The following is a 22,418-nucleotide window of genomic DNA, read 5'->3' as shown; positions in this document are numbered from 1 at the left end:
GCATTTGATTGCCCAATAATTAAGTCACTACACAAAATTAAGGAGGCGATCAAATGCTAAAATTAATCATACTAAAAACGTGGCAAAAAAGAAAGCTGGCAAAAATTTTTAAACGAAACCCATTCCGTATTCAACGCTGTCTTTAATTGTTTCTTTAATATCAGCTAATTCTTCTTTAGAAATTTCATCAGCTAAATACAAGAAGTTGGCGAATTTTTTTAGCGCACTGCCGGCCGCTCGCAAATCCGCTTGACTAGAAGCTGCTTTACGCGGATACCAGTCAGCTAAAAACATGTCGAGTTCTTGAGTGATTGCTAGTGGTGTTTCCAAAAAGTCAAACATTAAATATTCATTGATAAACCATTTTGCCCGGTCCACATGACGCGTAATTATTTTTTCACTCAGTTGTTCACCTTCTCTTAAATAATTTTCAAACTCGGCTAAGACTAGCTCGTTATTTTTTTCAATCTTGTCGCCTGCTTTATCATAAGCCGCACTGGAAAGATCTGAAATATCAACATCTTCTGGTAGAGCGACTTCTTGAAATGGCGCCCATGTTTTTTTGATTTGATAAGTGGACGTTTCTTTTTGAGTCGTGTCTTTTTCTGTTTCTAACGGCGGGGTGACCATAACGATCCGCTCTTTGATCGCCTTTTGAAGCTCGTCTTTAGGAAAAATATGTTCTTGACCATGCTTAAAAAATTGACTTTGCACGCTTTGCATCAAGACCCGTTGCACTCGGCTTTCAGAATTAATAGTCCGAGGGAAACGATCCTGAATCATTAAAGTCACCACTCCGCTGACTTGGCGATTAAAGCCGGTAGAAATTTCAAAGTCGCCAGCTTCTTGAAAATATTTATCGATTTTAACTGGTGGTATGCCGGCTAATTTAAAGGCGACGCGAATACCTTCTGTCATAATTTCTGCCAGATTTTTTTTATTTTTGGCGTTAATGTCGTATAAAACAACCGTCGCGTAAGTTAGGTCATTGACTAAGACCACGACTTTTTTGCGATCGACATTAAAATAATTGGCGTGCCAAGAAAAAAAGGGATTAGCTGCCGCTATTTTTTGGGCTTGGGGAATATTTTCCACCGCTGGCAACTGGTTAAAAATACTTAGCGCTTTTTTCGTCGGATTGATAAACATGTTCATTCTCCTATCTAGTGATTTAGGACCAGTATAGCGCATTAACGGACAAAATTCTAAATAAAAAAGAAACCTCCGCTAAAAACGGAGATTTCTATTAGTTTTCTAAATCAATAACGCGATCAACGAGATCTTCATAAAATTCTTGTTCGTGAGAAACGACTAAGACGGTGCCGGGAAATTGAGCGATGGCTTGTTGGAGATTTTCTTTAGCTTCTTGGTCGATATGGTTCGTTGGTTCATCCAAGAATAAAAAGTTACTTTCTTTCATAGTAAGTTGGGCAAATTTTACTTTCGCTTGTTCCCCACCAGATAATTGGCGCAATTTTTCTTGAGCCAACTCGTTGACTAAACCTGCCCGCGATAATTGGCGGCGCAAATCTTTAATCGTTGCCTCTGGAAATAAGTCGCTTAAATATTGGAGCGGTGTAGCTAAAGGATTTTCCCAGTTAAGTTCTTGAGAAAAATAATTGACTATCGAATTGTCCGGAAAATGAAAAACACCAGCTAACGGAGAAATTTCACCGATTAAAGTTTTTAAGAGTGTCGATTTTCCAATACCATTAAATCCTCGCAAGGCGACTTTTTCGCCGTAACGAATGGAAATATTAATTGGCGCTAAAAGTGGTTTATCATAACCAATTACTAATTCATCTGTTTCTAGAGCAAAAGTTGTGACAATTGGTCGATAAGGAAAAACTAAATGAGGGGCCGCCGTACTAGATGGTGGCGTCAGGCGTTCTACTTTTTCCAATTGTTTTTGACGACTTTTAGCAATCGTCGAACGAGATCCAGCTTTATATTTACGAATATAAGCTTCGGTTTTTTCAATTTGTTTTTTCTGTACTGCGTAATTACGCAAATAAGATTCGCGATTGGCTTCTTTTTGCACCAACGCTTGTTTTAAATTGCCGGTGTACTTCGTCAGTTTGCCAAATTCAATATCGGCAATATGGGTGGTGATATCGTTAAGAAATTTTCGGTCATGAGAAATTACTAAAAATGTTCCCGAAAAATCTCGTAAAAATTCTGTCAGCCAAGCGACATGCGTATCATCTAAATGGTTCGTTGGTTCATCTAAAACTAACATTTCAGGTTTTTCTAAAAGTAATTTAGCTAAAATAACTTTTGACCGTTGACCACCACTAAGGTTTTTAAGTAACGTATCTAAACCTAACACATCAATCCCCAGTCCTGTAGCCATCTCAGCAATCAGGGTATCCATTTGATAAAAATCCCCTTGATCGAGTTGAGTTTGCAACTGGCCGGCTTTTTCTAATAAACGTTCGTCCATATTTTCGCCATATTCCGCGTACAGTTCACCAATTTCTGCTTCTTTATCGATATCTGTTTGAAAAGCTGTTTTCAGGAATTCAAAAATTGTTTTTTCTTCGTCTACTTCCACATATTGATCGAGATAACCGATGCGGCTATTTTTTGGATATTCCACCGTACCATCATCGGGTAAAAGTTCACCGGTAATCATTTTAATGAGGGTACTTTTGCCGGCACCATTTTGACCGATTAGTCCCACGTGTTCGTTGCGATTAATTTGCAAATTTAATTTTTCATACAACACTTTGTCGCCAAATTGTTGAGTAATATTCGTTAATTGGAGCACATTTTCACTTCCTTTACATAAAAAAGCTGCAGGACTATGCCCACAGCAAGTGTTTCATCGTTACACAGGGTATCATCTCAGACGATAATTGTCAAAAATCCTTCATTAAATAAAAAAATTCTCCTGGACTTAAGACCAAGGAGAATTTTTTCTTCTATTTTAATTATTGTTCGCTGACAGCTTTTTTCGGTAAGAAAAGATTTAATAAAATTCCTAACACGGTAGCAAGAGCCACACCGGAAAATTGGAATGTGTCTAATTGCAAAGTGACATTACCAATCCCAATGACTAAAATACTTGAGGCAATCATTAAATTGCGGCGGGCATTAAAGTCGATTTTATTTTCAATTAGAATGCGCAAACCAGCTGTAGCAATAACTCCAAACAAGAGAAAACTTACGCCGCCTAAAACAGCGCCAGGAATACTTTGAATCAGGGCAGATAATTTACCAACAAAACTAAAGACAATCGCCAAACTTGCTGCCCCGATAATCACATAGACAGAATAAATCCGATTAATCGCCATCACGCCGATATTTTCGCCGTAACTTGTAATCGCCGGACCACCAACAAGTCCTGCAAAAAGGGAAGCGACACCATCGCCGGTTAACGTTTTATGCAAGCCAGGATCTTTGAAAAAGTTGCGCTTCGTTAAATCATTTAAAACCATAATGTGACCCATATGTTCTGTCATAGTTACAAAAGCAATCGGCGCCATCATTAACATCGCCGACCAGTGAAATTCCATCGGGTAGCTGACAAAAGGAATTTCAAATTTTGGCAAACGGAACCAAGGCGCATCTATAACTGGTTGAAAATCAACAAGTCCAAATAATAAAGCAATTAAATATCCACAGACAATGCCTAGTAAAATCGCAATTTGTCCCCAAAAGCCAGATAAAAACATATTAAACAAAATTGTAATTAATAAAGTTAGCAGCGCTACGACTAAAATTTTCCAATCGTAATTGCCCGCAGCATCTAATGTGGCATTGTCGGCTGCCGATCCGGCGAGTGATAAGCCGATCGTCATAATAATTGGTCCTACCACAATTGGTGGCAAGGCGCGATCCAGCCAAGCAGTGCCGATTTTTGAAATAATTAAAGCTACTACGAGATAGACCACGCCGACTGCAAATATTCCTTGGGCAATGCCGGGGTAACCGACTGTTTTCATTAATGATTGCATTGGTACAATAAAAGCAAAACTGGAACCCATATACGCCGGAATTTTTCGTTTCGTAATTAAAATATGCAGCAGCGTGCCCACACCTGAACTAAAAAGAGCAATCCCCGGATCCAAGCCTACCAAAATCGGCACCAGCACTGTGGCTCCGAACATGGCGAATAAATGTTGCAACGATAAAGCTAAGCCTAAACCTAATGTGGGACGATCGGCAATGTCTAAAACAATATCTGAATCCTTTTTGTTATGTTGCGTCGTTACTTTTTTCATTGAGGCGCTCCTTTATATTTCGTATTTAGTTTTCAATTAATACAGTAACGCTTGATCACGTCCGTCGACTTCAACAACGTGAAGTTTAATAACTTCATTTTTGGCGGTGGGAATATTTTTCCCGATAAAATCTGGTCGCAGTGGTAATTCTCGATGGCCGCGATCGATTAAAACGGCTAGCGCAATTTTTTTTGGTCGGCCGGCATCCATTACAGCTTCAATGGCTGCTCTAATCGTTCGTCCGGTGTACAAAACATCATCGACGAGAATAATTTTTTTGCCGGTAATTTCTAGCGGAAATTGACTGGCGGTAACAACTTTTTCTGACACGCGGCGATCGTCACGATAATCGGTAATATCTAAATGAACCACCGGAATTTTCGTTTGTTCCACTTGGGCGATTTTTTGTGAAAGACGATCGGCTAAATACGCCCCACGCGTTTTAATCCCTACAAAAATTAGCTGATCTAAGCTAGCATTTTGCTCGATGATTTCATAACTCATCCGGGTTAATGCTTTTTGAATAGCCAACTCATCTAAAATAATTTTGGCCATAGTACTCCTCCTTTTTCTAATTTTAGTTGAAACATTTTATCCAACAAATCCAAAAAAAATAGCCTCATGACGTTTAACGGTCATGAGGCTGCGGCAAGTCAGCGGAGAATTTCGAGAATTTCTCCGCACTAAAAATAGACTGTCCACCTTGTTAGCCTCACGGGACCAATTTAAAGGAGATGTTGTTGGTAGTTTATAAGTTGTTGGCGCAATTGTCAATAGTTTGTCGCAAATATTTTTCGCTAAACTTTTGGTCGTTCGTTTTTTTACACTTGCTGGCTTTGCAAAGTTAAACTTTATTTTTTATAAAAAACTTCATCCAAAAATAATCCTTGGGCCGGGACTGTTTCGCCAGCGGTGGCGCGGACTTTTTGGTCAAAAATATCGGCAATAGAATCTACCGAGCGTTCCCCTAAGCCGACTTCTAATAAGGTGCCCATCATAATGCGGACCATTTTGTATAAAAATCCTTCCCCAACAAACGTTACAGCTAGCATGCTGCCTTCTTGGTGAAAAGAAATTTCATTAATCGTGCGAACGGTGGATTTTTTCTTAGATTTTTTGAGGGCGGAAAAGCCAAGAAAATCATGGGTGCCCACCATTTTTTCAGCGGCGGCTTCCATTTTGACAAGATTTAATCTTTCTGGCACGTGATAACTATAATGACGAGAAAACGCCGTTGGTACTTCGTTGTTCCAAATATAATAAATATATTTTTTCCCAGTGGCATTGTAGCGGGCGTGGAAACGTTCTGGCACTTCAGAAATTTCTTTAACTACAATATCATTTGGCAAATAACGATGGAAAAAAGCTTGCATTTCTTTTAAAGATAAAGTAGATTCTGTTTTAAAATTCGCTACTTGACCGCGAGCGTGCGCGGAAGCATCCGTTCGACCGGAACCTGTGATTTCAATTGTTTCGCCAGTCATTTGTTTAATAATATTTTCAATTTTTCCTTGAATTGTTTTGTCAGAGTCTCCCAGCCGTTGCCAGCCAAGATAACGGGTGCCGTCGTATTCAATGGTGAGTTTAATATTGCGCATTTTTTTATTGCTCCTTTAGCATGTTTTAATTATTTTACCTATCAAGGCATAATAACTGCTAAAGCTTCAAGATGTCAAACATTTTCGGCATTTATAACCCTTTCCGTTGCGGAAATTTACCACGAGCCGTATAATTATATTATTCTGAAAAATTCGAGAGGACTGATACATTTGCAACGATTTTTTGAAACGTTCCAACCTAATCATTATGATGTTTACCTGGACATTAATCGCCAAACAAAATCTTTTTCCGGAACAACGACAGTCAGAGGAACAGCGCTAGAAACGACGGTCTTACTCCATCAAAAAGATTTACAAGTAAGTGAAGTTTTGCTTAACGATCAAGCAGTTGATTTTACGATTGATCAAGAAAAAAATTCTTTAACCGTTGCCGTAAAACAAGCTGGTGAAGTGAAAATTTCTGTCAGCTACACTGCGCCAATTACTGACACTATGATGGGGATTTATCCGTCTTATTACGAATTAAATGGTGAGAAAAAACAATTAATCGGGACACAATTTGAAACGAATTTTGCTCGCCAAGCCTTTCCTTGTGTCGATGAACCAGAAGCTAAAGCTACTTTTTCTTTAGCGATTAAATTTGACGAAACTGATGGCGAAACGATTTTAGCTAATATGCCGGAAATTAAAGCTGTCGATGGCGTTCATTATTTTGAAGAAACGGTTAAAATGTCGACGTACTTAGTCGCTTTTGCTTTTGGGCAAATGCAAAATAAACAAGACGTAACGAAATCTGGCGTTAAAGTGGGTGTTTTTGCCACTTATGCCCATGACGCAGCTGAATTGGATTTTGCTTTAGACATTGCCAAAAGCTCGATTGAATTTTACGAAGATTTTTATCAAACGCCTTACCCACTTCCTCACTCTTGGCAATTAGCTTTGCCTGATTTTTCCGCCGGTGCTATGGAAAACTGGGGACTAGTAACTTATCGTGAAGCGTATTTACTCGTTGATCCAAATAATTCTTCATTGCCCCATCAACATCGGGTGGCAACAGTGATTGCTCATGAGTTAGCGCATCAATGGTTTGGTGATTTAGTAACAATGCAATGGTGGGATGATTTATGGTTAAATGAAAGTTTCGCCAATATGATGGAATATGTTTGCATCGATTATTTGGAACCGGACTGGAATATTTGGGAAACTTTCCAAACACAAGATGCTCCTTCTGCTTTACAAAGAGATGCTACAGACGGCGTGCAATCCGTTCACGTGGAAGTAAAAAATCCTGAAGAAATCGATTCGTTATTTGACGCAGCGATTGTTTATGCTAAAGGCGCGCGGATGTTAGTTATGGTGCGGGCTTTAATTGGCGACGATGCGTTGCGAGCTGGCTTGAAAAATTATTTTGCCGCTCATCAATATGGAAATGCCACCGGGAGTGATTTATGGAATGCACTCGGTGCGGCGTCTGGTCTTGACGTGGGTGCGGTGATGCACTCTTGGTTAGAACAACCAGGTTATCCTGTCGTTGAAGCAAGTGTCGTTGATGGACAACTTACTTTAAGCCAAAAACAATTTTTCATCGGCGCAGGAAATGAGATCGGTCGCTTATGGCAAATTCCTTTAAATAGTAATTATGCAGCCGCCCCTGCTCTTCTTTCAGATAAAAATATTGTTCTTGGGGATTATCAAAAATTACGGGCTGAAAATAAAAAACCATTCCGTTTAAATATCGGCAACAATTCGCACTTTATCGTTAAATATGACGACACTTTGTTGGCTGATTTACTAGAAAATAATTCTGATTTTGTGGCAATTGATGAATTCCAATTATTGCAAGACTGGCGCTTATTAGCTGAAGGCGGCCAAATGTCTTATGGACAAATGATTCCGTTATTGAAAGATTTTGCTGCTAGCGAATCGGCGGTAGTGAATCAAGCTCTTTATACTGCCGTTAATAATTTGAAAAAATTTGTTGAACCAAAATCAAGCGAAGAGAAAAATTTAAAAACTTTCGTTGACGCCTTAAGTAAAGATCAAGTGGAGCGCTTAGGCTGGCGCGGGTTGCCTGATGAATCCAACGACGACCAATTAATGCGTCCTTATGTTTTATCGGCCTCCCTTTATGCCGAAAATCCTGAAACCATCGCGCAAGCACATAATTTATTTGAAGGATTTTCCGATGATTTAAGTAAATTACCAGCACCGATTCGGCCTTTAGTTTTATCTTCGGAAGTGAAAAATTATGGCACGGCTAAACTTTTCAATCAGTTACTGACTGAATACCGCAAATCACCAGATGCTGCTTACCAAGAAAGTTTGCGCGCGGCGGTAACGAGCGTCAAAGATCCAGCTCTCGTTGAAAAACTTGTTGGAAAATTTGAAGATGCTGAAACAATTAAACCTCAAGACTTGCGGGGCTGGTTCATGCTGACTTTAAATAATCCCGATGGTCAACAACAAGCTTGGGATTGGATTCGTAACGATTGGGCTTGGCTTGAAGAAAAAGTGGGTGGCGATATGGAATTTACCACTTACATTACTGTGATTAGCCGTGTTTTCCGCACGCCAGAACGTTTAGCTGAATTTAAAGCATTCTTTGAACCAAAATTAAATCAACCAGGATTAACGCGGGAAATTAAGATGGATACTCGCGTGATTGAAAGTCGGGTAGCTTTAATTGCTAAAGAAAAAGGTGCTGTCGCTTTAGCTTTAACTACTGAAGCGGGAATGAAAAATATTTAAAAGACGTTTATTTAATAAAGCTAGGGAAAAATGAAATCATTTTTCTCTAGCTTTATTTTTTCTAACTTCTTTTTTCTGTTACAATAATACGAGCAGAAAGGACGGATGAAATGACGCCAGAAACAATTTTAAAAACAAAATTTGGTTATGATAATTTTCGCGGTGGTCAAAAAGAAATTATTGATGCGGCCTTACAAGAAAAAAACGTCTTAGCAATTATGCCGACAGGTGGTGGGAAATCTCTTTGTTACCAAATTCCTGCTTTACTTTTTCCGGGTGTCACAATGGTGATTTCGCCGCTAATTTCCTTAATGAAAGATCAAGTGGACGCCTTAAACGAAAATGGGATTGCCGCCACTTTTATTAATAGTACTTTGACTGCCACACAAATTAAAACACGCTTGGCTGAATTAACAAATGGCACGATAAAAATTTTATATGTTTCCCCGGAACGCTTGGACTCAGGTTATTTTAATTTATTGTCGCGCTTGCCGATTGATCTGGTGGCTATTGATGAAGCTCATTGTATTTCGCAGTGGGGCCACGATTTTCGTCCGAGTTATTTAACCGTCACCGAAATTATTAAAAAATTACCTAGTCAGCCGACGATTATGGCTTTAACCGCTACGGCTACACCGAAAGTCGCTAAAGATATTATGCAGCGCTTAGAGATTTCAAAAAAAGTGCAGACAGATTTTTCTCGCCCGAATCTTGCTTTTCAAGTTGTTAAAAATCAAGACAGCGACCGTTTTTTATTAGATTATTTAAAAATAAATCCTACCAATTCCGGGATTATTTATGCTTCTACTAGAAAAGAAGTCGAGCGGATTTATTCGTTATTAACTCACAAAAAAATTATTGCAACAAAATATCACGCCGGACTTTCCGCTAGCGAACGGCAAAATAATCAAGAAGATTTTTTGTATGATCGAACGCCGGTGATGGTGGCCACCAATGCATTTGGGATGGGGATTGATAAATCCAACGTTCGCTTTGTGATTCACGCCCAAGTGCCGGGAACGCTGGAAGCTTATTACCAAGAAGCCGGCAGAGCCGGACGCGACGGTTTAGATAGTGATGTGATTTTGCTTTTTAAATTACGCGATGTCCAAATTCAACATTTTTTTATTCAGCAAAATGAAATGGACGAAAAAAATAAACAGCAAGCTTTCTTGAAATTACAAGAAATGACCACCTATGCCAATACGGAAGACTGCTTGCCACAATTTATTTTAAAATATTTTGGCGAAGTGACGGCCTCTTGTGGCAAATGTTCCAACTGTCTAGATAATCGGGAGCAACAAGAGATTACTTTGGAGACGCAAAAGATTTTATCTTGTGTCAAAAGAATGAATCAGCGCTTCGGCAAAGTATTAGTCGCCCAAGTTTTAACGGGCTCCCGAGTTCAAAAAATAAAAGATTTGCATTTTGATCAGCTGTCGACTTTTGGAATTTTAAAAGACCAGAGTCAAAAATCAGTTAGTGAAACGATTGATTATTTAGTCGCTGCCGGATTTTTACAAGCCGTTGGTGGTCAATATCCAGTTTTAAATATTACCCCCCGTGGCTTATTGGTCTTAACCGGCCAAGAAAAAGTTTTCCGGAAAATGGCTGCTACGGTGAAAAAAGTAAGTCTGGAAGTCGATGGCGACTTGTTCGAAGAATTAAGAAGTTTGCGTCGTCAATTAGCCGAAGAACAACATGTGCCCCCGTTTGTTATTTTTTCTGACCAAACGTTAAAAGAAATGTGTACGGTAATGCCAAAAACTTTAGACGATTTACTGGATATTAAAGGTATCGGCGAAAGTAAACGGGACAAATACGGACAAGTATTTTTAGAAGTGATTCAACAAAAAAACGCGGCGCTGCAATAAACAGCCCCGCGTTTTTTTATTTGACATTTAAGATCCACATAAAACCGATAAAAACAAAAAATAAAATGTACATAATTGGTGAAACTTCCCTACCGCGTTTGGCCGCTAGCATGGTCACTGGATAAAAAATAAATCCGAGGGCAATACCATCTGAAATACTATAGGTGAGCGGCATGCCGATTAAAATTAAAAATGACGGAATGGCAATTTCTAGTTGATTCCATTTAATTTCTTTAAGAGATTGAGCCATTAAGACACCGACGATAATTAAAGCAGGTGCTGTAACTTGCGAAGTGACGACTGATAATAATGGAGAGAAAAATAAACTTAAAACAAAAAATAATCCAGTAGTTATGGCGGTAATTCCTGAACGTCCACCAACAGCAATTCCGGCTGAAGATTCCACATAAGCGCCTACCGGTGAAGTTCCTAAAAGGGAACCTGCTAACATCGCCGTTGAATCAGCAGCCAAAGCTTTTCCAACACGAGGCATTTTATTATCTTTCATTAAGCCTGCTTGATTACCGAGACCGACTAACGTGCCGGCGGTGTCAAAAAAAGTTACTAGTAAAAAGGTCAGAACGACGACCCACATTTGTAAAGAATTAATATCTTTCACATGATTGACCGCCACCATAAAAGTGGGTGCCAAACTAGGAACCGAAGAAACAATTGCACTAGGGAGCGCAATAACGCCAGTCAAAATACCTAACGTGGTCGTTGCTAACATGCCGACAAAAATGCCACCTGGTACTCGGCGCACGACTAAAATTGCTGTAATTAACAAACCAAAAACGGTTAACCAAGTATTATTTTGCGTGAAAGAACCGAGACCCACAAGAGTTGAATCATTATTAACAATCAGCCCGCCTTCACTAAGTCCTAAAAAGGCAATAAATAAACCAATCCCACCCGAAATGGCAAATTTTAAGTCGCGGGGGATGGCATCGATAATCATTTCTCGTAATTTAAAAACGGTAATTAAAATAAAAATCAATGAAGCGACAAAAACCGCAGCTAAGGCCGTCTGCCAAGAAACGCCCATCCCGATACAAACGGAATAAGAAAAAAAGGCATTAATTCCTAGCGCAGGAGCGGTGGCGATCGGCAGGCGCGCCAAGATGCCCATCAAAATACAGCCAATAGCTGAAGCCAAAGCCGTCGCTGTAAATACTGCGCCGGTATCCATGCCTGAAGCGCCCAGCACAGAAGGATTAACAAATAAAATATAAGCCATGGAAATAAAAGTCGTAAAACCTGCCAACACTTCTCGTCGGACGGTGGTATTTAATTTTTTTACTTCAAAATAAGTTAATAATTTCTCTTTCAAAAAAAATTCCTCCAAAAATCAATTTTTTTGCCGCGTTTAAGGATACCTTAGAAAAAATTTTCTGTAAATAAAAAGTAGACTTGAAATGACTCAGGTCTACTTTAATGTTCGGATTTTGGCGATAATTTTTGTTGCGGGAAATTTTTTTACAATAAAATATGGAACATTCATCGCCGATATAGTGATTTTTTTCAAAAAAAACTTAGGCTAGTTGATCTTTAAAAATTTTTACGCCAGTGATAAAGCGATCCAAGCCATCTTTTAAATCAGATTGCGGACAAGCGTAGTTCCACCGAATAAATTTGGCGCCGTTACCTTCATAAACAGAACCTGCCGCCAATCGCAACCCGGTTTTTTCTAGTAAGATTGCACATAATTTTTCCGTATGACTCGTTATTGCCGAGCAATCTAACCAAGCTAAATAAGTCGCATCGGCGGGGATGATTTTAATTTCTGGAATTTTTTCGGTCAAAGTTTTTTTCAGTAGATTTTTATTGTTTTCTAAATAGACCGTCAGCTCGTCTAACCAAGGTCCCCCTTCGTTAAAAGCCGCCATCGCCGCTTGAATGGCAAAACTATTTGGCTCAGCCACTTCATCGGTATTAATTCCCCGATTGACCCGGGCGCGAATTTTTTCATTAGGAATAATAATCGCCGACGTTTGCAACCCAGCCAAATTAAATGTTTTCGTTGGTGAAACGCACATAATCGTATTTTGGGCAATTTCTTCACTAACAGAAAGCATTGGCGTATAACTTTTGCCAAGATGAGCTAAGTCGCAATGAATTTCATCACTCAGGAGTAAGACATGGTTTTTCAGACACAAGTCGCCAACTTTTTTAAGCGTGGCGCTATCCCAAATATGTCCGATGGGATTGTGGGGATTACAAAAAATCATCAAAGTCGTTTCGGGTCGAGCTAATTTTTCTGCCAAATCCGCAAAATCAATTGTATAATTTTCTTCTTGATAAGTTAAGGGACTGGCGAGGACGTGGCGCTGATTGTTGACAATCGAATTGTAAAAAATATTATAGACTGGCGTTAAGACTACCACATTGTCGCCCGGCATCGTCATTTTCCGAACGACAGAAGAAATCGCTGGAATTACGCCGGCACAAAATAAAATCCATTCTTTTTGAAGCGGCAAATTATGGCGTGTCTCCCACCAATTAACATAGCTTTCGTTCCAAGTTTCCGGAATAATATTATAGCCAAAAATGCGTTGGCTGACTCTTTTTTCTAGTACGTTTTGAATTGCCGGCGCTACGGCAAAATCCATATCCGCTACCCACATAGGTAATTCATTTTCCCCACCGGACCATTTTACTGAATGGGTCTTACGGCGATCAATTTTTTCATCGAAATTAAATGACATCAGATATTTCCTCCTGACAAATGATTTTTGTCGCATTTTTTTCAATCGTTGGATCATCAAAAATAATTTCGCCAATGCCTTGCGCTGAAATGGTCCCACTAATCGGATTTTTTACGCTAAGAATTTCGGTGGTAATTTGCGCATCGACGGTGGAATACTCAAATGCCAAATCCGTATGGAGCAGCTGACAATTAATGAGGGTGACATTTTTCATATAGCATAATCCTTGATTGCTCTCAATCGTACAATTGATAAAAGTAATATCTTCTGAATTCCAGCCGAGATATTCCCCCACAATAATTGAATCGCGAACTACCACGCGCTGACAATTCCAAAAAGCGTCCTTGGTGTTGAGATGGGCATTTTTAATTTCCAGATCCCTTGCGCCGTCAAAAGCATAATTTCCAGAAAGATTGAAATCAGCAATTTTTATTTTTTTACTATTCATGCCAAAATAATCACCCACCGCTGTCACGTGATTTAAAGTAATCTCTGAACAATTCCACAAGGTTTCTTGGGCGTTAGTCAGTTGGACATTTTCCAAATGAATTTTTTCAGCCCGCCGGAAAATTTTGGGTGCCTGCAATAAAGAATTTTTAATCGTAATATTTTTAGTATACCAAATTCCTGAGCGAGCGGTTTCTGTCATAGTGAGATTTTCTCCGGTAATATTTTCGCTATACCATAAAGGATATTTCCAGCGAAAAATATCATTTTCTAGCGTGAGATTGCGACTTTCTTTTAAAGGCGACTCACCGTCTTGAAATACGGAATCGAAAATTTTTGCATCGTGTATTTTAAAAAGCGCCCGTTCACCAGTTAGCACTTCTTGGTTGATTTCTTGAATGTGTTGCCTGATTTCTTGCATGTATTAACCTTCTATCGTTTGGCTTTTGTTATCTTTTCATTCTACTCCGGACTTACCTTAAGTTCAAATGCCCATTCAATCAGAAATCTATGCTTATTAAGCATAAAAAATAAAGCCAACTGGCAAAAAAACGTGGCGACATATGGTCACCACGTTTTATTATTTAGTTTAGTCCATCAGTTCAAATTCATAAGCTGGCAACTCAAAAAAGTCCACCAATAAAGTATTGGTTTGATCCATCACTTCAGCAAGTTCGCATTCCTTTTTAGCAATCGCTAAACGCGTGCCGTCAAATTTTTTAAAAGTTGTTTTAAAGCTATCTTCACTAATTTCTACAGCATTTTTTTCCTTTTTCAAAAAAAACGCATCTTCGCCGATTCCCACCGACTCAACATGTTCGCGCCAGCCGTCTTTAATAGCGATACTTTGGCTCAAATGCACAGGATCAAGTTGATCAGTCATCGCTTCTTTCCCATCTTCAAAATGCAATGTGTAAGTAGCGCAATTAATCATGCCACAAGCGTTACAGCCGCCTTCGACTAAAAAGAACTGGGTTGAAATTTTAATTTTTTCCATTGTTTACACCTCGCCCTTATTTTAACACGCCAGTAACTAACGCGCTACTTAGCAAAAATGATATTTTTCTTGTAATTCGGCTAAAATTTCCAATTCGACTAAATTATTATTAAATTTGGAAAAACTTTGGGCATCTTGCAAATATTCGCGAATTTTTTCCAAACTTTCCCCTTCAGTAATCGCATTTAAAGCTAGCTGCAAAAAAATCCGCGCCACATAATATGTCACATGATGACTCCGACAAATGCTGAGTCCATGGCGCAAAAGAGCATTACTTGGGCTAATAGCTTTTTGATCGGCGTAAAATTTCCCACTGAAAAATAACACCGTTAGTGCCCGCCACAAATCGAGATTATTTTGAGGAGAAAAACTTTGGATTTCAGCAAAAACTTTTTCAAAATAAAATTCCGCCTTATCCACATCGCCAAGCGCCACAAAAACCAAACCTGATCCCGTGTAACTTAACATAGTGAACAAATTATTTTCCGAAGCTTTAGTGCTGACAAGAATTTGATTAAAATCAAAAAGCGCATCAGTCGGCTCCATCCCTAAAAATAAAGTTAAAAAGCCCCGCAAATACAAAAAGCGCAGCTGCTGTTCTTCGGTTAAATTACCAAAATCAATAGTCAATAAGTTTTGGTACGCTTCGTGGTATTGAGTGATGATTAAGGAAAATTCAATTTCTTCCATCTTTTTTTCTACCGCTGAACCGGAACCGGCGACTTGGGGAAATAATTCTTCTAAGCCGAGGCCGACTTTTTGGCATAATTTTGTTAAAATTTTAACTGAAGGCACTTGCCCATTTTTTTCAAAACGACTAATCGTCGCTTGCGTACAAATTCCTTTAGCGAGTTCTTGTTGCGACAGTCCTAAAGCTTTTCGGGCAGCCACAAATTTAGCGATATCCATCTTCATTCATTCCTTTTTTTCATCTACATACATTTTAACATAATTTCTATTAAAAAAATGTATAAATTACGACAACGCTCCTTTGTCTTCATTTTAAATTGTGCTTTAGAAAAATTCGCGCTACACTTAAAATAACAAAAAATTACAACATCAACCTCTAAGCTCTTGCTGGAAATAATAAATTTTTCAGCAATAATTTAGCTTAGCTATGACTTGAAGGAGTGTTTATGGAAAAAAAATTAGCGTTAAAAGATTATGCATTTGTCGGTTCACTGCTCTTTGGATTATTTTTTGGAGCTGGGAATTTAATTTTCCCCTTAAATCTTGGTCAAAATGCTGGATCCCAAGTTTGGTGGGCAAATCTCGGATTTTTAATTACTGGTATCGGTCTTCCTTTTTTAGGCATCTTAGCCATTAGCGTTTCTGGTCAAAAAGGAATTTTAGAAGTTTCCCAGCGCGTTTCTGTTAAATACGGACTTTTTTTTACAACTATTCTTTATTTAGTCATTGGTCCTTTCTTTGCTTTGCCCCGCCTTGCTTCCACTTCTTTTGAAATTGCCTTAAAACCTTTTTTGCCAAGCGCTATGACTAGTACTGCTTTACTATTTTTTTCGCTTATTTTTTTCTTAGTCGCCGCTCTTTTAGCTGTTCGACCGGCCAAGATTTTAGATTATGTTGGAAAATTTCTTAATCCGATTTTTTTAATTTTATTATTTAGTTTAATTCTTATCGCTTTTTTACGTCCGTTAGGAGATTTTTCTGCCGCTCCGATTCCGCCTTACACTAGTAACGCCCTGATCACCGGGCTTAAAGAAGGCTATAACACGTTGGATGCTTTGGCTAGTTTGGCTTTTGGTATTATTATTGTCACTAGTTTGCAGCAAATGGGCGTCAAAAAAACGAGCAGCCTCACGAAAGCGACTATTAAATCCGGGCTTGTGGCTCTGGTGGTGATGGGAATTATTTATACTTGTCTTTCGCTGATGGGCACTATGAGTCTCGGGCAATTCGCCCCTTCTGAAAATGGCGGCATCGCCCTGACGCAAATTGCTGATTATTATTTTGGTAGCTTCGGCAAAATTATTTTAGCTCTTCTAGTCATTCTCGCCTGTTTTAAAACGGCGATTGGTTTACTCACCGCCTTTTCCGAAACTTTTTCTGAAATGTATCCTAAAATTTCATTTAAAAAATGGTTAGTCGTTGTCACCATTTTACCAGCGATTTTTGCTAATGTCGGCCTCACTCAAATTATTAATGCCGCCGTGCCAGTCCTCCAATTTGTTTATCCGCTCGCCATCACTTTAATTTTACTTGTCTTAACGAGTCAATTATTTCATCATGCTAAAATTGTTTATCAACTTACGACGATCGCGACTTTTTTAGCCGCCATTTTTGAAGGACTCAATGCCTTACCACCTGCTGCCAAAAATTTCCAACCGGTGCGCTTTTTATTAGCCTTCGCCCAACATTTACCACTTTTTTCCCTCGGACTTTCCTGGCTTCCTGTCGCCCTTTTAGGATTTTTCATCGCCTTATTCCTACGCCGCTATTATCCGGAAAAAATAACGTTATAACAATGACTTTGCCTACCATTTCCGTTATAATGAGGGAAAGTATATTTATGGAGGTGCGGGATGATTTTTGAACAATTAATGTTTGATAGCTCCCAACAAGTGCGTTTTAATATTTTTCGACTACTAACGACCTTAACGCCTGCTCATTATTCCATTGACGACATCGGTCAGAAAATGAATTTAACTTACCAACAAGTTTATCATCATTTGCGAGAATTAAATCGCGAAATTATTGAAATAGAGCCGGAGCATCCGGCAATTTTGATTAAAAATCACGGCGTTGACTCGCGACTTTTATCTTTATCCATTGATGTTTATCGTTATCATTTATTAAAAGAATCGTTGCCGTTTTTTTTTTACAATATGCTCTTAATGTTGACGATCGCTCTTTAGATGAATTTTGTGATGATTATTTTGTCAGCCGCTCGACGTTAACCCGGAAATTAAAACCGTTGAATCATTTTTTGCAAAGTTATCATGTGAAAATAAATTATCAGATGGTGACCATTACCGGTAACGAGAATCAAGTGCGTCTCTTGTATTTTTATGTCTTATGGTTAGGCACTCGTGGCACGGTTTGGCCTTTTTCTTTTCCGAAAGAAGATTTGGCCGACTACGATAAATATTTTTCGTCCTATTTTCCTTTGCAGTCGACTACCATTGGTCAACAAGAACTGGAATATTTTTTGGCGGTTTCTTACGCTCGGGCCCAGCACGGTCATTTTTGTTCTTATCATTATCGCTATGATTTTATTTTCGCCAATAATCCCCGCTATGATTTAAATATTTTGGCCAATGATCCTCAAGTTGGCCCCCATTCTAAAGGCGAGAGTAGCTATCTTTATTTTTTGTCTCTTTTTGCGCCCTATTTTTCTAAAACAGATGATCCACTTTTAGATCCTACACTGGAACAATTTTTCCGCCGGGATAATCCGGTGGCTGAATTTGCCGAAAAATTTTTGCGTTTTTGTGAGGATGAATTTTTAGAAACTTCGCTACCAGAAAATTCCCGGAAAGTGATTTTAGCTAATTTATTGCAAGTCACTTTTGCTTTTTACGTTTTTGACGGTCGTTTCCCTAATATGCTCAGCTTTTCAGCAGAAAGTAATGGCGAAGTTTTTGCCCCAGCTTTTATTGCCGCCACTAATACTTTTTTAGAAACTCAAGTAAACGAATCTCCTTTTCTCCCTTTTGCTAAAGGCATTGATGAAATGGCACTCCTTTATAAAAAAATTGTCCATCCCGCACTATTGCATCAACAAGAGCGCCACAAATTAAAAGTTGCTTTAGCTATTGAGCACAATCATCTGTTCACTCAGCAGCTAGAAACTTTTTTAACAAGTTTGAATTTTGTCACTTACGATTATTTTTCTGGTGCAGCGGAGGGTTTTGATCTGATTATTAGCTCTTCCACCCGTTTAAAAAAAGATAATCCCCGATTAGCTTTTTATTATTGGGACTTGGACTTTGAATATGCCCGTTTGATGTCTTTATATCAATATTTGCGCCAACTATATGCCGAAAAAAATGCCTAAAAAGACGGAACCAAAAAGAAGAATTCTTCTTTTTGGTTCCGTCTTTTTTTTGAAACTAATCCTTATTTCTTCCGACTTAAAAATTGGCGGATTTTTTTTTGCAAATAATCTCCCGTCATTAAAACGAGCGCGCCAATATAACTAATATAACCTAATGATTTAAAGCCAGAAGCTAGTAAAATCGCTCCGGCCACTAAAAGAGCACTTAAAAAAATGCCTAACCGAAAACTATCGCTAATTTTTTTCAACTGAATAAAAAATTGATTTTGATTTTTCCACTCAAAGCTGTGATGCCCTTGCCCGTGATTATAAGTTTCTAAGGCATTAATAGTTTCCGGAAGTAATTTCGGGGCGGCTTTAAAAGCTTTTAAAAAATCCCAACCAAAATTTTTCACTAGTTGTGTCACGGAAAGATGATCCCACAATTGTTGTTTAGCAATGGGCATCGCCACTTCCAACAAAGAAAGACTGGGATCCATTTGCCCCACCACGCCTTCTAAGAGGGTCATCGCCTTAGCTAACATCGTGATGGCCGGGTCCATTTGCAAATAATTTTTTTGACATAAGCTGACAATTTCGACAGCCAACGATTGAAAATCGATATCTTCAATCGGCAACGTATAATAAGCCTGCAAAAATGGATCTAACTCCCGAAAAAATTGCCCTTCATCAGTCGGTCCGATTTGTTTACAAAGCGTCAACAGATTGCGGCCAACTTCTTTAGTGTCTTTTAAATACAAACTAACGACGGTATTGGCTAACTTTTGCATCAAACTTTTGGAAATAGTGCCCATCATACCAAAGTCGATAAATTGAATTTGAGGCGGATTTTCCTGAATGAAAATATTTCCTGGATGGGGATCTGCATGAAAAAATCCGTCTACAAAAACTTGCTTGACGTAATTTTCAACTAAAATTTTCCCTAATTTTTTTTTCGTCTCCGACTTAGCCTGGCTATCTGCCAAAAAAACTTTCAAACTGGTGCCAATCATCGCCTCCATCACTAGTAAGCGCGCGGTGGAAAGTTCGGGATAAAATTTCGGTGATTTAACAGTCGCACTATGATTCAATTGGTAAAATCGCTGGCCAAACGCCGCCTCTTTTCGATAATCAATTTCTTCTAATAAACTTTTTTTCACCTCGGCAAAGACTGCCTGGACATTTACCACATCCACCGGCGCCACCCATTCCAAATACGGCAACAGGCGCCCCACCAACTCCAAATCTAAATGAACCGTTTGTTCCACTGACGCATGCTGAACTTTCACCGCCACCGTCGTTCCGTCAGGCAAAGTTGCCAAATGCGTTTGCCCAATGGAAGCAGAAGCGAGCGGCACTTTTTCAAAAGTTTTAAAAGAAACGTCGACGGCAACGCCAGTTTCTTGAACAATTATTTTTTCCACCGTGGCAATATCATCTGCCGGCACGCTATCTTGCAACATATCTAGTTCCGTCAGTAACGCGGGGAAAATAATTTCCGGGCGCACCGACAAAAGTTGCCCGAGTTTAATAAAAGTTACCCCCAACTCTTCAAGTGCTTGGCGAATTTTCTCTGGATGTTCTTTTCGCAAAAAATTAGGGACCACTTGATAACGATACAAGACTTTAATAATTTGTTTGAGCCGCGCTTTTTTGCCAATGGCGACTATTTGGTGTTTACCCTCGTTTTTTGGCGCATCATTTGGGCGTTCTTCACTGCTTTCATTTTCTTCGGATAAAATTTTTTCGGCTAAAGCTTGTGCCTGTTTGTCGTCAGCATCCACAGCAAAAGTTTGGGCATCTTCAGCCAAATTCTCCGCTGTTTTTTTTACTTCATTTTTTTCTTCCGACAAATTTGCCACCTCATTTTAAATCAATTTTTCAAACGCCAAGCGCGCCTCACCGGTATCATGTAAAATAATTTCCCCGCACGATTGAAAGTGCGAACGTTCTAATAAATGCTGCATCCGAATATTTTGATCATGAGTATCGATCCGCACACTTTGCGCCTGGTTCTGTCTGGCAAGGTCACTTAACGCCTGTAAAAAAGTATCACTTGTCAAAGGCGCTACTCCGGTGATGATGCAGAAGCGATGAATCGTCGCATACGGCGTCTCTTTCGTCTGCCAAGCTCCTTTTATTTGCTGATAACTGGGCTCTTGTCCGAAAATCAACGCCCCGTAACCTAAAATAAGACCCTCTTCTTGCCAAACATAACCGACACCACTTTTTACATCTGCCCACAAATTTTCTATATTAGGATAACCAGTTTGCCACTGATCTACGCCGTCATTTTTTAGTTTCAATTTCGCACTATCAAAAATTTCCAGCACCCGTTTAAAATCTTCCACTTGCAATTGCTCTAACAAAATAATCACACCCTTTTGCCCATTATACCAAGAAAAAGAAAAAGGTCGTGACAAAAAGCGTTTCATTCCGTAGAAAAATAGGAAAACGGTGTATGACTATGCAACAGTCAGAAGGCATTTTTTCTTTTTTCCTAAGTGCTAGCTTAGATACACCGTGAAAGTCGTGACAAAAAGCGTCCACCTACAAAAAACTGCAACTTAAGACTTTCCTTAAGTTGCAGTTCATTTAATTATTCATGAAAGTAATAACGTGTCAGCTCGATGGCAGACCGCTCCATGACACAAGTGCCATGTTCGTGTAAATAAGCGCCCGTGACATCTGTTTCGTGGGCGTACTCCAATAGTAATGCCCGGTCGACTTTGCGTTCAAAGTCTGAGGCGTCATCTGGGGTATCGACTAATTCTAAGTAATAAATATCTTCCAACAAATACAAGTTCGTTAATCCATGTTCCAACTCAACATTTTGAGCTAGCGAAATCATTTCTTCAAAAGAATTTAATTTAAAAATATTGGCCGCTTGATCAACATTTGAAAAAAGCAGGTCGTCCTCTTGATCATCATCAAAATCCGTCATGTCCCCCATTTTATCTTGTAGGAAACTTTGAAAATCAGCCGCATCAAAATCTTTGGCCGGTTCCACATTCATAAACGGAAAATCATCTGGCAAATCCAAATCTTTACTAATCAAGACTTCTAAGCCATTGCGGTTAGGCAATACTTGAAAGGTCACCGAATCGGAATCTTCAAATTGTGCCTCTTGGTCGACTTCTTCTAAAATGCTATAAAAAAAGTTTTCTGTGTCTTGTTGATTCTTCATTAGATCTCTTAGAGTAATTCCTCGCGCTTCTAAATCTTCGTTTCTAATCATGACTCGAATTGTATTTTCATTTAAGCGTTCCATATCCATCTTCAGGCACCTCAATTCGTTTTCGAATGGTACTACTATAATTTATTTTCCAGCTAAAAGCAAGAATTGTAAAGATAAACCTACTAAAACTCAGAAAGTTTTAAGGAAGTGTAAAAAAATCGCCTCAGCAAAATCAATTTTGCTGAAACGATTTTTTATGTCATTTAATTCATGTGCTTTTTAGAGACCGGCCATCATTTGAGCATGGCGCAACTCTAATTGTCGAACTTCTCTTGGCAAGAAGCGACGAATTTCATCTTCATTAAAACCTACTTGGAGTCGTTTTTCGTCAATCATAATTGGTCGACGCAATAATCCAGGATTCTCTTGGACTAATTCTAGCAAACTTCTCAAAGGCAAGTCGTCTAAGTCCATGTTTAGTTTTTGAAAAACTTTAGATCTTGTGGAAATAATTTCTTCCGTTCCATCCTCAGTCATTTTCAAAATCGTTTTGAGTTCAGTTAAAGAAAGCGGTTCTGAAAAGATGTTCCGTTCTTCGAAGGGAATTTCATGTTCTTGTAGCCATGCGCGCGCTTTCCGACAAGACGTACAACTTGGGGAAGTATATAAGGTTAACACAGGCGTCAC

General features: G+C 39.0%; 19 protein-coding genes. 5 read left to right on the top strand and 14 right to left on the bottom strand.

The genetic code is table 11. The features are described 5' to 3' along the window. Nucleotides 1-108 precede the first annotated feature (108 nt). The 5 genes from BQ5341_RS00750 to truA form a co-directional block, all read right to left on the bottom strand. Nucleotides 109-1,149, bottom strand: a complete 1,041-nt coding sequence (locus BQ5341_RS00750) for a DUF6933 domain-containing protein (RefSeq protein ID WP_071130166.1) — start codon at nucleotides 1,147-1,149, stop codon at nucleotides 109-111. 97 nt (nucleotides 1,150-1,246) lie between these two features. After that, nucleotides 1,247-2,770, bottom strand: a complete 1,524-nt coding sequence (locus BQ5341_RS00745) for an ABC-F family ATP-binding cassette domain-containing protein (protein ID WP_071130165.1) — start codon at nucleotides 2,768-2,770, stop codon at nucleotides 1,247-1,249. A gap of 163 nt (nucleotides 2,771-2,933) precedes the next feature. Next, a complete protein-coding gene (locus tag BQ5341_RS00740) occupies nucleotides 2,934-4,226 on the bottom strand; it encodes a uracil-xanthine permease family protein (RefSeq protein ID WP_071130164.1) in 1,293 nt (430 codons plus the stop codon). Between the two features lie 36 nt (nucleotides 4,227-4,262). Further along, on the bottom strand, nucleotides 4,263-4,781 hold the full coding sequence (gene pyrR, locus BQ5341_RS00735) for a bifunctional pyr operon transcriptional regulator/uracil phosphoribosyltransferase PyrR (protein ID WP_071130163.1): 519 nt from the start codon (nucleotides 4,779-4,781) through the stop codon (nucleotides 4,263-4,265). A gap of 296 nt (nucleotides 4,782-5,077) precedes the next feature. Next, nucleotides 5,078-5,824, bottom strand: a complete 747-nt coding sequence (gene truA, locus BQ5341_RS00730; protein ID WP_071130162.1) for a tRNA pseudouridine(38-40) synthase TruA — start codon at nucleotides 5,822-5,824, stop codon at nucleotides 5,078-5,080. Nucleotides 5,825-5,986: 162 nt separating this feature from the next. On the opposite strand from truA, the gene BQ5341_RS00725 reads away from it, so the two are divergent. Then, nucleotides 5,987-8,533 (top strand): M1 family metallopeptidase, encoded by a 2,547-nt coding sequence (locus tag BQ5341_RS00725; RefSeq protein ID WP_071130358.1) that lies wholly within the window; start codon nucleotides 5,987-5,989, stop codon nucleotides 8,531-8,533. A gap of 110 nt (nucleotides 8,534-8,643) precedes the next feature. Further along, a complete protein-coding gene (recQ, locus tag BQ5341_RS00720) occupies nucleotides 8,644-10,407 on the top strand; it encodes a DNA helicase RecQ (protein WP_071130161.1) in 1,764 nt (587 codons plus the stop codon). Nucleotides 10,408-10,423: 16 nt separating this feature from the next. On the opposite strand, the gene BQ5341_RS00715 is transcribed toward recQ, so the two are convergent. The 5 genes from BQ5341_RS00715 to BQ5341_RS00695 form a co-directional block, all read right to left on the bottom strand. Next, complete coding sequence (locus BQ5341_RS00715; protein WP_071130160.1) at nucleotides 10,424-11,737, bottom strand: NCS2 family permease; 1,314 nt, start codon at nucleotides 11,735-11,737, stop codon at nucleotides 10,424-10,426. Nucleotides 11,738-11,939: 202 nt separating this feature from the next. Then, nucleotides 11,940-13,115: a MalY/PatB family protein gene (locus BQ5341_RS00710; RefSeq protein ID WP_407920123.1), complete on the bottom strand. Its 1,176-nt coding sequence runs from the start codon at nucleotides 13,113-13,115 to the stop codon at nucleotides 11,940-11,942. Next, complete coding sequence (locus BQ5341_RS00705) at nucleotides 13,102-13,959, bottom strand: DUF3737 family protein (protein ID WP_071130357.1); 858 nt, start codon at nucleotides 13,957-13,959, stop codon at nucleotides 13,102-13,104. Before BQ5341_RS00705 ends, BQ5341_RS00710 begins: the two co-directional genes overlap by 14 nt. Nucleotides 13,960-14,148: 189 nt before the next feature. After that, complete coding sequence (locus tag BQ5341_RS00700) at nucleotides 14,149-14,556, bottom strand: DUF4809 family protein (RefSeq protein ID WP_071130158.1); 408 nt, start codon at nucleotides 14,554-14,556, stop codon at nucleotides 14,149-14,151. A gap of 48 nt (nucleotides 14,557-14,604) precedes the next feature. After that, nucleotides 14,605-15,471 (bottom strand): helix-turn-helix transcriptional regulator, encoded by an 867-nt coding sequence (locus tag BQ5341_RS00695; protein ID WP_083378545.1) that lies wholly within the window; start codon nucleotides 15,469-15,471, stop codon nucleotides 14,605-14,607. Nucleotides 15,472-15,692: 221 nt separating this feature from the next. Here BQ5341_RS00695 and brnQ point away from each other — a divergent pair, with 221 nt between their 5' ends. From brnQ to BQ5341_RS00680, 3 genes are read left to right on the top strand one after another with little or no spacing between them, the layout of a single operon-like run. Next, nucleotides 15,693-17,039, top strand: a complete 1,347-nt coding sequence (brnQ, locus tag BQ5341_RS00690) for a branched-chain amino acid transport system II carrier protein (protein ID WP_071130156.1) — start codon at nucleotides 15,693-15,695, stop codon at nucleotides 17,037-17,039. A 60-nt stretch (nucleotides 17,040-17,099) separates the two neighbouring features. Continuing rightward, nucleotides 17,100-17,432: a helix-turn-helix transcriptional regulator gene (locus tag BQ5341_RS00685; protein ID WP_071130155.1), complete on the top strand. Its 333-nt coding sequence runs from the start codon at nucleotides 17,100-17,102 to the stop codon at nucleotides 17,430-17,432. Further along, the gene (locus BQ5341_RS00680) at nucleotides 17,369-18,574 is read left to right on the top strand and encodes a helix-turn-helix domain-containing protein (RefSeq protein ID WP_083378544.1); all 1,206 of its coding nucleotides are present in this window, start codon (nucleotides 17,369-17,371) and stop codon (nucleotides 18,572-18,574) included. Before BQ5341_RS00685 ends, BQ5341_RS00680 begins: the two co-directional genes overlap by 64 nt. A 62-nt stretch (nucleotides 18,575-18,636) precedes the next feature. On the opposite strand, the gene BQ5341_RS00675 is transcribed toward BQ5341_RS00680, so the two are convergent. From BQ5341_RS00675 to spxA, 4 genes are all read right to left on the bottom strand, one after another. Further along, complete coding sequence (locus BQ5341_RS00675; protein WP_071130153.1) at nucleotides 18,637-20,406, bottom strand: ABC1 kinase family protein; 1,770 nt, start codon at nucleotides 20,404-20,406, stop codon at nucleotides 18,637-18,639. Nucleotides 20,407-20,421: 15 nt separating this feature from the next. Beyond that, on the bottom strand, nucleotides 20,422-20,976 hold the full coding sequence (locus BQ5341_RS00670; protein WP_158661717.1) for a GNAT family N-acetyltransferase: 555 nt from the start codon (nucleotides 20,974-20,976) through the stop codon (nucleotides 20,422-20,424). Between the two features lie 176 nt (nucleotides 20,977-21,152). After that, nucleotides 21,153-21,830: an adaptor protein MecA gene (locus tag BQ5341_RS00665; RefSeq protein ID WP_071130151.1), complete on the bottom strand. Its 678-nt coding sequence runs from the start codon at nucleotides 21,828-21,830 to the stop codon at nucleotides 21,153-21,155. Nucleotides 21,831-22,010: 180 nt separating this feature from the next. Further along, nucleotides 22,011-22,409, bottom strand: coding sequence for a transcriptional regulator SpxA (gene spxA / locus BQ5341_RS00660; protein WP_071130150.1), 399 nt, complete (start codon nucleotides 22,407-22,409; stop codon nucleotides 22,011-22,013). Between the last annotated feature and the right edge of the window lie 9 nt (nucleotides 22,410-22,418).

This window comes from Enterococcus timonensis (assembly GCF_900104595.1).
Lineage (GTDB): Bacteria > Bacillota > Bacilli > Lactobacillales > Enterococcaceae > Enterococcus_J > Enterococcus_J timonensis.
Note: the sequence above shows the minus strand (reverse complement) of the source record. Positions and strands in the feature narration are given on the sequence as shown.